The sequence below is a fragment of the Deltaproteobacteria bacterium genome, from assembly GCA_016178705.1.
Lineage (GTDB): Bacteria > Desulfobacterota > Binatia > HRBIN30 > JACQVA1 > JACOST01.
The window spans coordinates 620837-634544 of sequence record JACOST010000028.1; the positions used below are offsets into that span (position 1 = coordinate 620837).

The 13708-nt window shown below is 64.4% G+C and carries 10 protein-coding genes; 9 read left to right on the plus strand and 1 reads right to left on the minus strand.

The genetic code is table 11. From position 1 onward, the window contains the following. Positions 1-85: 85 nt before the first annotated feature. On the plus strand, positions 86-1261 hold the full coding sequence (locus HYR72_19840) for an LLM class flavin-dependent oxidoreductase (GenBank protein MBI1817229.1): 1176 nt from the start codon (positions 86-88) through the stop codon (positions 1259-1261). Positions 1262-1272: 11 nt separating this feature from the next. On the opposite strand, the gene HYR72_19845 is transcribed toward HYR72_19840, so the two are convergent. Then, positions 1273-3507 carry a beta-propeller fold lactonase family protein gene (locus HYR72_19845; protein ID MBI1817230.1) on the minus strand — a complete coding sequence of 745 codons (2235 nt, stop codon included), beginning with the start codon at positions 3505-3507 and terminating at the stop codon, positions 1273-1275. 226 nt (positions 3508-3733) lie between these two features. On the opposite strand from HYR72_19845, the gene HYR72_19850 reads away from it, so the two are divergent. The 8 genes from HYR72_19850 to secA all read left to right on the plus strand — a co-directional run bounded on the left by HYR72_19850 (position 3734) and on the right by secA (position 13589). After that, entirely contained in the window at positions 3734-4093 is a 360-nt protein-coding gene (locus tag HYR72_19850; protein ID MBI1817231.1) for an FUN14 domain-containing protein, read from the plus strand. A gap of 32 nt (positions 4094-4125) precedes the next feature. Next, positions 4126-4974: an acyl-CoA thioesterase II gene (gene tesB / locus HYR72_19855; GenBank protein MBI1817232.1), complete on the plus strand. Its 849-nt coding sequence runs from the start codon at positions 4126-4128 to the stop codon at positions 4972-4974. Between the two features lie 91 nt (positions 4975-5065). After that, positions 5066-8245, plus strand: coding sequence for a DUF4038 domain-containing protein (locus HYR72_19860; GenBank protein ID MBI1817233.1), 3180 nt, complete (start codon positions 5066-5068; stop codon positions 8243-8245). Between the two features lie 136 nt (positions 8246-8381). Then, positions 8382-8567, plus strand: a complete 186-nt coding sequence (locus tag HYR72_19865; protein MBI1817234.1) for a hypothetical protein — start codon at positions 8382-8384, stop codon at positions 8565-8567. A 158-nt stretch (positions 8568-8725) separates the two neighbouring features. After that, positions 8726-9001 (plus strand): helix-turn-helix transcriptional regulator, encoded by a 276-nt coding sequence (locus HYR72_19870; protein ID MBI1817235.1) that lies wholly within the window; start codon positions 8726-8728, stop codon positions 8999-9001. Between the two features lie 70 nt (positions 9002-9071). Continuing rightward, positions 9072-9278 carry a hypothetical protein gene (locus HYR72_19875; protein ID MBI1817236.1) on the plus strand — a complete coding sequence of 69 codons (207 nt, stop codon included), beginning with the start codon at positions 9072-9074 and terminating at the stop codon, positions 9276-9278. Between the two features lie 176 nt (positions 9279-9454). Further along, positions 9455-9877: a ferredoxin:thioredoxin reductase gene (locus HYR72_19880; GenBank protein ID MBI1817237.1), complete on the plus strand. Its 423-nt coding sequence runs from the start codon at positions 9455-9457 to the stop codon at positions 9875-9877. Between the two features lie 103 nt (positions 9878-9980). After that, positions 9981-13589 carry a preprotein translocase subunit SecA gene (gene secA, locus HYR72_19885; GenBank protein ID MBI1817238.1) on the plus strand — a complete coding sequence of 1203 codons (3609 nt, stop codon included), beginning with the start codon at positions 9981-9983 and terminating at the stop codon, positions 13587-13589. The last annotated feature ends 119 nt before the right edge of the window (positions 13590-13708 follow it).

The window sequence follows — 13708 nt, forward strand, 5'->3', positions numbered from 1 at the left end:
GCGACACGGACAGCCGCCGCGGCTTGCCTGAACCCCGCCTCAGCTATACAACGGCGCATCCTTGAACCTTGCGGAGCATACTCTCATGTCCATGAACCGCCTCGATTTCGGAATCTTTCTCGCCCCCTTCCATCCGGTCAGTGAGAACCCGACGCTGTCGTTGCAGCGCGACTTCGAGTTGATCGAGTGGCTCGATCGCCTCGGTTACGACGAAGCGTGGATTGGCGAACACCACTCCGCGGGCTACGAGATCATCGCCTCACCCGAGGTGTTCATTGCCGCCGCTGCCGAGCGCACGCGCCACATCCGTCTGGGTACGGGGGTGTCGTCGGTGCCGTATCACCATCCGTTGATGTTGGCCGACCGCATCATGCAACTCGATCATCAGACGCGCGGTCGCGTGATGTTCGGCGTCGGGCCGGGCGCGCTGCCGTCGGACGCGTTCATGATGGGTATCGACGTGATGCGCCAGCGCGAGATGATGGACGAGGCGATCGCTGCGCTGGTGCCATTGCTGCGCGGCGAAACCGTCACGATGGAAACCGACTGGTTCAAGCTGCGTGACGCGCAGCTACAACTGCGGCCGTATACACAGCCACACATCGAGATCGCGGTTGCCTCGCAAGTCTCGCCCTCCGGCGCGCGTGCGGCCGGCAAGTACGGACTCAGCTTGCTGTCGATCGGCGCCACCACGACCGGTGGCTTCAACGCACTTGCCGCTAATTGGGAGATCTGTGAGGGCAAGGCTGCCGAGTACCGGCAAGCCGTCGATCGCAATCGCTGGCGCTTGGTCGGCCCCATGCACATTGCCGAGACGCGCGAGCAGGCGCGCGAGGATGTTCGGTTCGGATTGGAACAGTGGCTCGACTATTTCCGCCGGGTTGCCGCATTGCCACTCGCACCCGAAGGCTCGATCGACGACGCGGTCGATGCAATGAACGACAGCGGCCTGGCGGTCATCGGCGACGTGAATGATGCGATCGCGCAGATCGAGCGGCTCAAGACGCAGTCGGGTGGCTTCGGCTGCTTCCTGCAGATGGCGCACGAGTGGGCCGACCGCGAGGCCACGCGCAAGAGCTACGAACTGATCGCCCGCTACGTGATGCCGCACTTCCAGAATGCAACCGTGGCGACGGTGAAGTCGCGTGACTGGGCAGCCGAGAATCGCCCGCAGTTCATCGGCACCGCCGTACAAGCGATCATGACCGAGATCTCCAAACACGCCGCCGAGCAAGAAGAGAAAATCAAGAAGGCGAGCTGATCGGCAGCCCCTCAACCTTTCTCGCCTCGCCGCCAAACAATCGCGAGCGGCAGCAGTAGCGCCCAGAGGTCGCCGATGGATCGGCCGTCATGGCGATTGATCATCGCGCAGCCCCTGCTCATCGATGTCGACGCGAAGACCTCGACTGGCGCGACAAGCGGCGTTGGACTTGCTAACGGATCAACGCACGCCCCGCGTGGACAGTCCCCGGCGTCGACGCACGCGTAGCGGTCGAAGTCGCCACCCGCGCACACGCGCCCAACCGATTGGCAACGTGACTGCGGACACTGCGTATCACGCAGGCACGACTGGCCTTTGCCGGGTCCACTCGCGCACAATTTCTGCGTGCCCGCGCATGGCCGATGCCCATGACAGTTCGTCGCCTGATCGCAGCATGTTCCGTCCATTGCACCGCCGGTGCACGTCCCGCTGCGCGCATCGCTGCTGCACGACGGCTGGTTGGAGCAGGTGCCACCGGCGCAATCGCACAACAGCCCGTCGTCATCTCCGCCGTCGCACACGCCTTGCGCCACGACGCACGCGCCGCGGAGGCAATCGGCGTTGCGCGCGCACGGCGCGCCGTCGTCGACTCCGTCGGAGCACAACAATGCCGCGCTCAGGACGCTGCGCGCTGGTCGCGGCAGCGCGACCACGATCTCACCGCTGATGCCGGTCGCCTCGACTATGGCGGCGGCAGGCGAGGCTGCTCTGAGTTCCGTCGGCGTGAGCGGATAGTGCGCGGCTGGCGCGTCCGACGCGATCGCGGCCACGCAAGTGTACAGCACCGCACCGTTCGGAATCGGACGGACAGGCTCGTCGAGGCGGAGGTCCACTACGATCGCTCGCACCGCGGTGCAATCCGTACCGTGGCAGTCGGACGGGCGGAATGCGAAGCCGACTTGCTGCGGGAGGTTCGGGTCGACGGTGCAATCGGGTTTGCCATTGGGTTTTGTCGCGATAGGCGCATGTGGATCGAATACGAGGTCGAGCTGGACGCCGGCGATGTCCACGGTCGACGCAAGGCGAACGTCGAAACGCACACGTGCCCCTGGTGCCCCGGTCGCAGAGCCAACGCGAATGACCACCGGCGCGATGATCGGTGGCACGGTCGACGTGCGCGTGGCTGTCGGCGTTGGCGACGGCGGCGCGGTGCGTCTCGGGGTGAGTGTCGCCGTCGGCGAGCGAGTTGGGGTTTCCGTGCGCGTCCCGGTCTCTGTCCGGGTTGCGGTCGCGGTCGGTCGCCGCGTGTGCGGCGGCTTGTTGCACTCAGCTCCGATGCAGTTGATCGCCACGGCGAAGGGCTGCGTGCCAACGCCAACACTGCCGCGCCCGATTCCGTTCACCAAATCGAGCACGTCAACCGTGCCGGAGTCGAAGTTGGCAACGTAGGCGGTGTCGCCGTCACGCGTCACTGCGATGCCGAACGGCCGTGCGCCAACGACGAATTGATCGGTGACCTGGTTGGTGGCGGTCTCGATCACCTCTACGTCGCCGGCCTCGGTGGCCACGTATGCGAAGGCGCCGTTGGGATTCACCGCGATGCCGCCTGGTCGCCCGGCGATGCGAATGGTCGTGGTGACCGCATTGGCGGCGGTATCGATCACCGACACGTTCCACGAGCGGTAGTTGGTGACGTAGACGGTGCGGCCGTCGGGCGCGATCGCCAGGCGGTTCGGATTGCGCAGCACCAAGACGTTGGCCGTGATGGCGTTGGTCGCGGTGTCGATCACCGACACCGTGCCGGGCTCCGATGTGAACGAGTTGGTGACGTAGGCGAAGGCGCTGTCGGGCGTGATCGCCACAGCGTTGGGGCCATCACCGACCGGGATCGCATCAGTGACCTCGTTGCTGGCGAGGCGCATGCGGGAAACCGACGCGGCACCGCGATTGGAAATGTACGCAAACACTCCATTGGGCGCGATGGCGAGGCCGACCGGGCCGGTGGCGACCGCGATCGTTGCCGTAACCGTATTGGTTCGGGTGTCGACGACGGACACCGAGTCGGACCGAAAGTTGGCGACGTAGGCGGTGGTGCCGTCGGGACTGATCGCGATGCCGTCGGGATTGCTGCCGACGGGGATCGTGGCGACGATGGTCTGGTCGCTGGTGTCGATCACCGACAGCGAGTCGGAGCCGAGGTTGGCGACGTACGCGAACGGCGCGGCGAGCGCTCCATTACGAAGCATCGCGACGAGTACGGCGACGAGAACCGCGGTGCGCCGCGGTCTGATGTTGAATGCAGCCATGGCCTTCCCTCCTCGCACGACAAGTACCGCTCTGTCGTGCGCCCCTGATGGCCTGCGCGATTCTCTCGGCTGTATTGGCAAGTCGCATACCAGCAGCAGGAGTGTGTGGCGGGGAAGTGAAGACACGTGAGTCGACCGACGAACTGCGGCGCTGGTGCGGGAGTCTGGCGATCGTGCCTCGCGCTCACGCGGCTGGCTGACCTCGACGGCGGATGGCGGCGTAGGTATGCTGGCACGCGATGACGAGGCGGGGGAGGCGACGATGAACCTCGGGGAACTCTTCGGCGCCTGGGCGCCATCGCTCGGGTTCGGCGGCGTGGCGGGCGTGATCGTCGGGTACACGGCGAAGAAGGTCACCAAGCTGGTGGCGATCGCGCTGGGCGCGGTGTTCATCCTGATCCAGGTGCTGGCCTACAAGCGACTGATCACAGTCAACTGGGAAGCAGTGCAAAGCACGGCCGAGGGCGTGTGGGTGGATCCCAAGGGACTGACGCTCGCCGATCACGCGTGGGCAATTCTGTCCGCCAATCTGCCGTTCGGTGCCGCGTTCGTGGCGGGCTTCGCGATTGGGTTCAAGCTCGGATAGCGAAGCTGAAAGTCGGAGGGTAAGGACAGCTGGTGTCGACTGCGTTGAGGAATTTGACTGATCTGCTCGATCTCGAAGAACTCGAGGTCAACATCTTTCGCGGCGTGAGTCCGAAGGAGGATCGGCAACGCGTCTTCGGCGGGCAAGTCGCTGGCCAAGCGCTGGTGGCCGCGGGTCGGACGGTGAGCGAAGGCTGGATCCATTCGCTGCACGCATACTTTCTGCGGCCAGGCGATCCAAAGATTCCGATCCTCTACGAGGTCGATCGTATTCGCGACGGAAAATCGTTCACCAGCCGTCGCGTCGTTGCGATCCAGCACGGGCACGCGATCCTGCACTTGTCGGCGTCGTTCCATAAGCTCGAAGAAGGATTGGATCATCAGACGCCGATGCCCGAAGTGCCACCGCCCGAGAGTCTGCCGACGTTTCAAGAGCGCATGAAGCCGTTTCGCGAGCAGCTCGGAACGTGGGTCGATCGCGAGCGGCCGATCGACATGCGCATGTGCGATCCGATCGGCAGCCGGCCGGATACCTGGCGCAGTCCTGAGGCCTACATCTGGCTGCGCGCCGATGGCCGCTTGCCCGACGATCCGATGCTGCACGCCTGCGTGGTCACCTATGCATCGGACATGACGCTGCTCGACAGCACCCTGCGGCCGCACGGCCTGACTTGGGCGCCCGATCGCAAGATCATGAGCGCCAGCATCGATCACGCGATGTGGTTCCACCGCCCGTTCCGCGCCGACGAGTGGATGCTCTACGCGCAAGTGAGCCCATCGGCGTCGTACGCGCGCGGACTGGCCACCGGCAGCATCTTCTCGCAAGACGGTCGCTTGCTGGTCTCGGTGGCGCAGGAAGGGTTGATCAGGAAGTTGGAGTAGGGCGACACTCGGCGGCAGAAAACAGCTTGGCACGTGGTCCCCCCAGGGGTTACACTCGCGCGAAACTGCTTGGGCGAGATGATGGTCCACGATGCGTAACCCACCACGGAGACGATTCGGCTTGGGCAGCGTTCTGCTCGCAGCAAGTCTGATGGTGATGGGCTCGCTGCCGCTTCCGAACCCGGCGCAGGCGACGACGAAGCCGAGACTTGTTCAGCGAAGATATCTCCGCGTCACGTCGGGCAGCAGCGCCAGCGTGAAGTTGTTGCGGCCGACCACGGCCGGCAATCTGATCGTCGCCTACGTCGTGTGGGACAACAACGGTTCGGTGTCGCTGACTGATTCCAAAGGCTACGCCTACGCCAGTGCCGTCGGTCCGACGCAATCCAGCGGCGACAGTACCAACGCTGAGATTTTCTACGCGCAGCTCGTCGTCGGTGGAACCGACACGGTCACGGCGAGTTTCGCGACCGCGATCACCACTCGCGGTGTTCTCTACGTCTACGAGTACTCGGGTATTGACTGGCTCACGCCGTTCGAGGCAGCGGTTGCGGCTTCGGGGTCATCTTCGTCAATGGATAGCGGTGTCCTGACTACTGCGGCTGTCAATTCGCTGTTGTTCACCGGTGGCGCGTCCAACAAACTGGTGACGCGAGCGGGTCAAGGCTATCGGACTCTCTCTCGTACGTACGGCAACCTGATCGCCGACAGGGTCACTGCGCCGGCGGGCTCGTACAACGCCACCGGTACGCAGATCGGCACGTCCTGGATCATGCAACTAGCCGCGTTCCAGGCGATCGGCAATGACACGGCTGTGCCGAGCGTGCCGACGAATCTGCAAGCTTCGAACGTTGTCTCCAATGCGGCGACGATCGCTTGGACGGCGAGCGCCGACGATACCGGGGTCGCTGGCTACAAGGTGTTCAGAAACCGCATCCAGATCGCGACAACCACGCAGACCTCGTACACCGATCTCGGTCTCGCCCCCCTCAAGACCTATTCGTATGCTGTTGCCGCGTACGACGGTGCTGGTCACGTCTCGGCCAGAAGTACTCCGGCCCTGAGCGTCACGACGCCCAGCAACCCACCGCCGAACACGAACACCGCCTATCCGTTGAAGGTGAGCGCGAACGGGCGCTACCTGGTGGATCAGAATAACGTGCCGGTGTTGCTCACCGGGGATTCGCCGCAGGCGTTGACGGTCAATCTCTCCGAGGCCGAGGCCGACGCGTTTTTCGCCGACCGCCAAGCCGCGGGGTTCAATGTGGTCTGGGTCAACTTGCTCTGCGCCACCTACACCGGCGGACGCGCCGACGGCTCCACCTACGACGGCATCGTGCCGTTTACCACGCCCAACGATCTCGCCATGCCCAACGAGGCGTTCTTCGCGCGCGTTGACCATATGCTCACGCTGGCGGCGCAGCATGGCCTTACCGTGCTGCTCGATCCCGCCGAGACCGGCAGCTACTTGAGTGTGCTCAGCGCCAACGGTGTCACCAAGGCGCGCACCTATGGGCGCTACCTCGGCACGCGCTACCGCAGTGTCGACAACATCATCTGGATGAGCGGCAACGATTTCCAAAGCTGGCAGTCGCCCGGCGACGACGCGGTGGTGCAGGCAGTGGCGCGCGGTATCCACGACACCGACGACCGCCACATCCACACCGTGGAGTTGGACTACTTGGTCAGCGGCTCGCTCGATGACGCGAGTTGGGCGCCGCTGATCCAACTCAACGCGTCGTACACCTACTACCCGACCTACGCGCAGGTGCTGGCGGACTACAACCGCGCCAACGCGCTGCCGACGTTCCTGGTGGAGGCGAACTACGAGTTCGAACACAACGCCGCCGACGAGGGCACGCCCGAGATCCTACGCCGGCAGGCGTACTGGAGTTTGCTCAGCGGTGCGGCCGGCCAGCTCTACGGCAACCGCTACACCTGGCCGTTCAGCAGCGGCTGGCAGAGCAATCTCGATACGCCGGGCTCGTTGCAAGTGAGTTACGTGAAATTCCTGTTCGAAGCGCGGCAGTGGTTCAACCTGATTCCCGATCAGGCCCACACCGTGGTGACCGCGGGCTACGGGACGTTTGCCGACAGTGGCGCGCTCGGCACCAATGACTACCTGACGGCGGCGCGCACGCCCGATGGCGCGTTGGTGCTGGCGTACTTGCCGACGAGTCGCACCATCACGGTGAACATGGCGACGCTCGGCGCCCCGGCCTACGCGTCGTGGTACGACCCGAGCAACGGGACGTTCACTCCGATTGCCGGCTCGCCGCTGGCCAACAGCGGCGCGCGGCCCTTCACGCCGCCGGGCGCCAACAGCGATGGCGATGGGGACTGGGTGCTGGTGCTCGAAGCCACAGCGGTGCCGCCCGACACCGAGGCGCCGTCGGTGCCCAGCGGATTGTCGGCCCCAGGTGCGACCGACACGCAGATCACGATCACATGGACGCCGTCCACTGACAACGTGGCGGTGGCGGGCTATCAGCTCTATCGCGACGGCGCGTTGATCCGCACCACGGCGGCGACCACGGCGACCGACACGGGGCTCACGGCGTTGACGGCGTACGCCTACACGGTGGTCGCCTTCGACTACGCCAACAACGCCTCGGCGCCGTCGGCGGCGCTCAACGTCACGACGGCGGGCCCCGGTCCGACCTTCGTGCAGCAGAGCTACGCCGCACCGCAATCGCCGCAGAGTGTGGTGAGCACGACCTACGCGAGCGCGCAGACGGCGGGCGACACCAACATTGTGGCGATCGGCTGGAACGACGTGACCGCGAGCATCACGTCGGTGAGCGACAGCGCCGGCAACGTGTACCAGCCAGCGCTGGCGACGTTCCGTGGCAACGGCATGAGCCAAGCGATCTACTACGCGGCCAACATCGCGGCCGCGGCAGCGGGCAGCAATCAGGTGACAGTGCACTTCGACCAAGCCGCGGTGTTCGTCGATCTACGCATCACCGAGTACGCGGGCTTGCGTCAGAGCGCGCCGTTCATCGCCGGCGTCTCAGCCACCGGAGTCGGCAGCAGCGCCAGCACCAGCCCGCTCGCCGCTGCATCCAATAACTTGCTGTTCGCCGCCGGCATGACCGGCGCCACGTTCAGCGCGCCGGGGACTGGCTACACCAGCCGCGTCATCACCGCCCCCGACGGCGACCTCGTGGAAGACACCATCGCGGCATCGGCCGGCAACTACACCGCCACCGCGTCACTCAACAGCGGCACGTGGGTGCTGCAACTCGCGACCTTTGCACCGCCGCCGTAGGGCGCGCTCCTCTGTCGGGAGCCCGGCGGTTTCTGAACTTGGGGATGGCGCTCTACAATTGTGTGAAGAACCGGCTTGCAATGACCGAAACACTATGGCAAATCTGGCAACATCATTGATCGGAAAGGTTAACCCAGTGAAGCGAACCCAACATCACACGAACCTGCACACGCGCGACTCGCTGCGTGACGCGACGTGCCAATGGCACGCGCGCGCGGCGGCCTCGCGAGCGGGCATCGTGGCGATGCTGGGTACGACGGTAACCGCCAAGATTCGCCCGAATGGGGCACCCGGTGGCAATCCCAACAAGGGGGAACCGTAAGCAAGCTTCACAACCCTTTGCGGATAAAAAGGCCACCGGGACTCGAACCCGGTGGCCTTTTTATTTGCCCTCTGCGCGCCACGGAGGGCACGGACCGCGCGCTCGACCGGCCGGCGAGCGCGAGCCGAACTAGCGGCGACGTTTAGGAGGAGGAGACCATGTCCCAGATTGATGCACAATTGGTCGCGCGGCGGCTGCGGGAGGTTGTGGCCGATGAGCCGAAGGCATTCGCCTACGATATCGGCGTCAGCCTGTCGGCGCTGTACAACTACCTCAACGGTCGCGTGCCTTCGACGGAAGTGCTGTACCGCATCGCTCAGTATACCGGCCGCCCCATGGAATGGTTCCTGGCCGGTATGGATGCCGGTGCGATGCAGATGGCCGCGCAGAATGGGAGCAATGTCACTCCGCTGCGCGCTGCCGTTGGGTACTGACGAAACGAGTTGAAACCTTCCCGCCAGCTCGGGCTGGCGGGAAGCTGGAAATTGATTGGGGGTGATCCCGATGTTGTGGTGTGTTGTGCAGACGCCGTTGGCGCCGGCACTGACATGGGCGGTGAGTGCGTGGGTGCTCCCCGCAGTGGCCCTCGCGGTCGCGTTGGTGCCGGTTGGATTGCTCGTCTACAAGACGCTCACTCGCGCCGAGGCCTATCGGCCGAAGCTCCGGGTGGTGGAGGACAGACGGGCGGAATTGACACTCAAGCCGGCGTGATCTTGCGCCGTTGAAACTCCCTGGGGGGCTGGTGCGCCATCCCCCCAGGGCCCGGCGAGTACGCCTGCGCCGCGTCCTCCCTCTCTTCGTACCCCGATTCATTTAGTGTGAGCCGCCACCTTGCGCAGGCCAGCAGCCGCGCTGTAGGGTTCCTCGCGACCCGAAGGAGACCGGCTGTGGTGGAACCGAGCGAGAAGAGTTTGCAACGCATCAAAAGGTTCGTCGCCAACTACTGCGATAAGTCGGGGACCACTACGCATCCCGATCTCGAAGTGACCGAAGCCGTGGTGAAGGGTTTGGCGGCGAACTCCGACACGCTCGGCCGGCCGCTGTGTCCGTGCCGCTTCTATCCCGACAAACAAGCTGAGGTGAAGCACCGTACGTGGATTTGCGCGTGTGACGACATGCAGATTTACAAGTACTGCCATTGCTTGTTGTTCGTGAACGCAGAAGGCCTGCCGATCACGGAGCACCTGCCCGCCGATCACGAAGGCCGCCAGATCTACGGCTTGGTGAACGATCCGACGCCCGACAAGGGCCGTCCACTGCGCGCGCAGGCCGAGCAACGCGAGATTGAACGCCGCACCAGACCGTCGTAGCTTGGGACCGTCCGACCCTTCCGCTCCGACCTTGATCTTTCCCTGTCCCACGGGCAGCATAGGGCGTTCGAAATTCCCTGAGCCCCCAGCGGATCGCATCGGCATGATTGGACTCGTTAAGAAGATCATCGGCACCAAGAACGACCGCGAGCTCAAACGTATGCGGCCGTCCGTTGAGCAGATCAATGCGCTCGAGCCGACCATCCAGGCGCTCAGCGACCGAGAGCTGCAAGACAAGACCACCGCCTTCAAAGCGCGAGTGCAGGACGTGACCAACGAGTTGCGTGCCCGCCTCAACGATCTGCGTGCGCAATTGCGCGGCGAGTCCGGCGCTGAAGGCAACGACGGCGACCCGGAAACGCTGCGCCAACTGATCGACGAGCAAGAGAAGGCGATCTACGCCCGCGAGCGCGAAGAACTCGACGCGATCCTCCCCGAAGCCTTTGCCTGCGTCCGCGAGGCCTCGAAGCGCGCGATTGGCTTGCGCCACTTCGACAGCCAACTGATCGGCGGCATCGTCTTGCACGAAGGCAAGATCGCCGAGATGAAGACCGGCGAGGGGAAGACCCTGGTCGCCACCTTGCCGCTCTACCTCAACGCCCTCAGCGGCCGCGGCACGCACCTGGTCACCGTCAACGACTACCTGGCCCGCCGCGACGTGCAGTGGATGGGACCGATCTACCACAGGCTCGGTCTGACCCTGGCGTCGAGCGTTCACGACACCAGCTTTCTGTTCGATCCGACCTACGTCGTGAAGGACTATCGGCTGCTCAACTTGCGCCCGATCGAACGCAAGGATGCGTACCTCGCCGACATCACCTACGGGACCAATCACGAGTTCGGCTTCGACTACCTGCGCGACAATATGAAGTTCAGCCTCGACGAGTACGTCCAGCGCGAGCTGAACTTCGCCATCGTCGACGAGGTCGACAACATCCTGATCGACGAGGCGCGCACGCCGCTGATCATTTCGGGGCCCGCCGAAGAGTCCACCGACAAGTACTACAACATCGATCGCATCATCCCGCGGTTGAAGCGCGGCGCGGTGGTGCGCGGCGATGTCCGCCAAGAGGATCGTGCAGAGATCGAGTCGCAAGGCGACTTCACCGTCGACGAGAAGAGCCGCAACGTCGTGCTGACCGAGAGCGGCGTCGCCAAGATCGAGCGCATGCTCAGCATCACCAACCTTTACGATCCAGGACAGATCGGCACGCTGCACCACGTCAACCAGGCACTCAAGGCGCACACCATCTTCAAGCGCGACGTCGACTACATCGTCAAGGACGGCCAGGTCATCATCGTCGACGAGTTCACCGGCCGCTTGATGCCGGGGCGGCGCTGGTCCGACGGGCTTCATCAGGCCGTCGAGGCGAAGGAGGGCGTGCGCATCGAGCGCGAGAACCAGACCCTCGCCACCATCACCATCCAGAACTACTTCCGCATGTACAAGAAGCTGGCCGGCATGACCGGAACCGCCGACACGGAATCGGTCGAGTTCAAGAACATCTACAAGCTCGATGTCGTCGTGGTGCCGCCCAACCGATCGATGATCCGCATCGACAAGCCCGACGTGGTCTACAAGACCGAACGCGAGAAGTTCAACGCGGTGATCGAGGATATTGTCGACTCGCATGAGCGTGGTCAGCCGGTGCTCGTCGGCACGGTGTCGGTCGAGAAGTCCGAGCACCTCGCCAAGCTGTTGAAAAAGGAAGGCGTGAAGCACGCCGTGCTCAACGCGGTGAACCATGAGGCGGAAGCCAACATCATTGCGCAAGCGGGCCGCCACCAAGCCGTGACGATCGCGACCAACATGGCCGGTCGTGGCACCGACATTTTGCTCGGCGGCAATCCGGAGTTCCTCGCCCGCGCCGAGTTGGAGAACGAGTGGGTGCGGCGCACCGCGTCGTTGCCGGAAGGGCATCACCGCTACGAAGATGCCCTGCAGCAGTTGCGCGAGCGTCACGAAGAGGCGGTGCAAGGCGCGTTGAAGAAGTATCAGCCGCTGTGGGAGCCCGATGAACAGGCCCAAGCGAAAGCGCTCGACGATCTGACTGCGGCGCATCGCGTGTATCTCGAGGCGGCGTTCTGGCGCGCTCGCCGCGATTACGAGGCGGCTCTTGCCCGCGTAGTGGAGGCCGACCACATCGATGCACCCACCGCCCACGCCTGCGAGCAAGCCGTCGCCAACTATGGGCAGGCGCTGCACGAGTTCGATCGCGTCACCGGCCCCCACTTCGGCGAAGAAGGCCAGTTACGCTTTCAGCGCGGATTGGACGAGCTGCGCGCGGTTTTGTCGCAGAACGGTGCCGGCGACGCGCGCGCGGTGGCCGCCGCACGCACCCCGTTCGAACGCGTGCGCAGCGACTACGAACGCGCGTTGCAGAAAGTACTCACGCGCAGCGAGAACGAGGACGACGGCTACGAAGCCGCCGTCGCGGCGTACGCGGCGGGCGAGCAAGCGTACAGAGACGCCGAAGCGTCCTACCTCGAGCAGCGCAAGCCGTATGAAGAAGCGGTAGCCGCGGCCCAGAGCGAGTACGAGACGACGCGGAAGAAGTACACCAAGGTCGTCGAGGACGTGCGCGAGCAGATCGACGCGGCTCCCGAAGAGTTTCGCACGCGTTTCGACGAAGCGATGGAGAAGTACCGCACGGTGTGCGCCGAAGAACGCGAGAAGGTGCTCGCGGCCGGCGGACTCTCGATCATCGGCACCGAGCGACACGAGAGCCGGCGCATCGACAATCAGCTGCGCGGCCGCGCCGGCCGCCAGGGCGATCCCGGCGCGTCCCGCTTTTACCTCTCGCTCGAAGACGACCTCCTGCGCATCTTCGGCGCTGAGCGGATCCAAGGCTTGATGACGCGCCTCGGCATGGAAGAAGGCGAGCCGATCGAGCATCGACTCATCACGCGCGCGGTTGCTAACGCGCAGAGCAAGGTCGAGGCTCACAACTTCGACATCCGCAAACACTTGCTCGAGTACGACGACGTGATGAACAAGCAGCGCGAGGTCATCTACGCGCGCCGCCGCGAGGTGCTCGCGGGCGAACGGCTGCGCGACACCGTGCTCGGCATGATGGAAGAGATCGCCGCCGGCCTCGTCGCGCAGTACAGCAACAAGGAGCTGGCACCCGAAGAATGGGACTGGCAGGTTCTCGACGACGCGTGCTTCAAGCAGTTCAACCTCCGTCCGAACTTCGGCGTCGACGAGCGGCACGGGTTCACGGTCGAGCGCTTGGAACAGGCGCTGATCGAGCGGGTGCGGGCGGTGTACGAAGAGCGTGAGCGCGCGTTCACGCCGCCGGTGCAAAGGCATCTGGAGAAACTGGTCCTGCTGCAGACCATCGATGCCTTGTGGAAGGATCATCTGCTGGCGATGGATCATCTCAAGGAGGGCATCGGCCTTCGCGGCTACGCGCAGAAGAATCCACTGCAGGAATATCAGAAGGAAGGCTTCGAGATGTTCGAGGCCATCATGGTGCAGATCCAGGTCGATGCGATCGAGAAAATCTTCACCGTGCAGATTGCGCGCGAAGAGGATGTTGCGCGCTTGGAGCAGCAACGCCGCCCGCAACCCGCCCGCATGGTGATGAGTGGCGGTGCGGCCGCCGCGCCCTCCAAGCCGCGTCCCGCGCAGCAGGAAGACAAAGTCGGCCGCAACGACCCCTGCCCCTGCGGCAGCGGCAAGAAGTACAAGAAGTGCCACGGTACGTGACGCGCACCTGAGCCCGACTGCTAGTGGTGACTGTGCACAAGAAGTGAGCCCTCGATACGCCGCCCTTCGATACGAAGCCTGCGGCTTCTACTCAGTGCGGCTACTCGGGGAAGCGGGTT

Bases quoted from the DNA above. Each gene is read 5' to 3' on its own strand.
- HYR72_19840 (MBI1817229.1), top strand. From the start codon at position 86: ATGTCCATGAACCGCCTCGATTTCGGAATCTTTCTCGCCCCCTTCCAT.
- HYR72_19845 (MBI1817230.1), bottom strand. From the start codon at position 3,507: ATGGCTGCATTCAACATCAGACCGCGGCGCACCGCGGTTCTCGTCGCC.
- HYR72_19850 (MBI1817231.1), top strand. From the start codon at position 3,734: ATGCTGGCACGCGATGACGAGGCGGGGGAGGCGACGATGAACCTCGGG.
- HYR72_19860 (MBI1817233.1), top strand. From the start codon at position 5,066: ATGCGTAACCCACCACGGAGACGATTCGGCTTGGGCAGCGTTCTGCTC.
- HYR72_19870 (MBI1817235.1), top strand. From the start codon at position 8,726: ATGTCCCAGATTGATGCACAATTGGTCGCGCGGCGGCTGCGGGAGGTT.
- HYR72_19875 (MBI1817236.1), top strand. From the start codon at position 9,072: ATGTTGTGGTGTGTTGTGCAGACGCCGTTGGCGCCGGCACTGACATGG.
- secA (MBI1817238.1), top strand. From the start codon at position 9,981: ATGATTGGACTCGTTAAGAAGATCATCGGCACCAAGAACGACCGCGAG.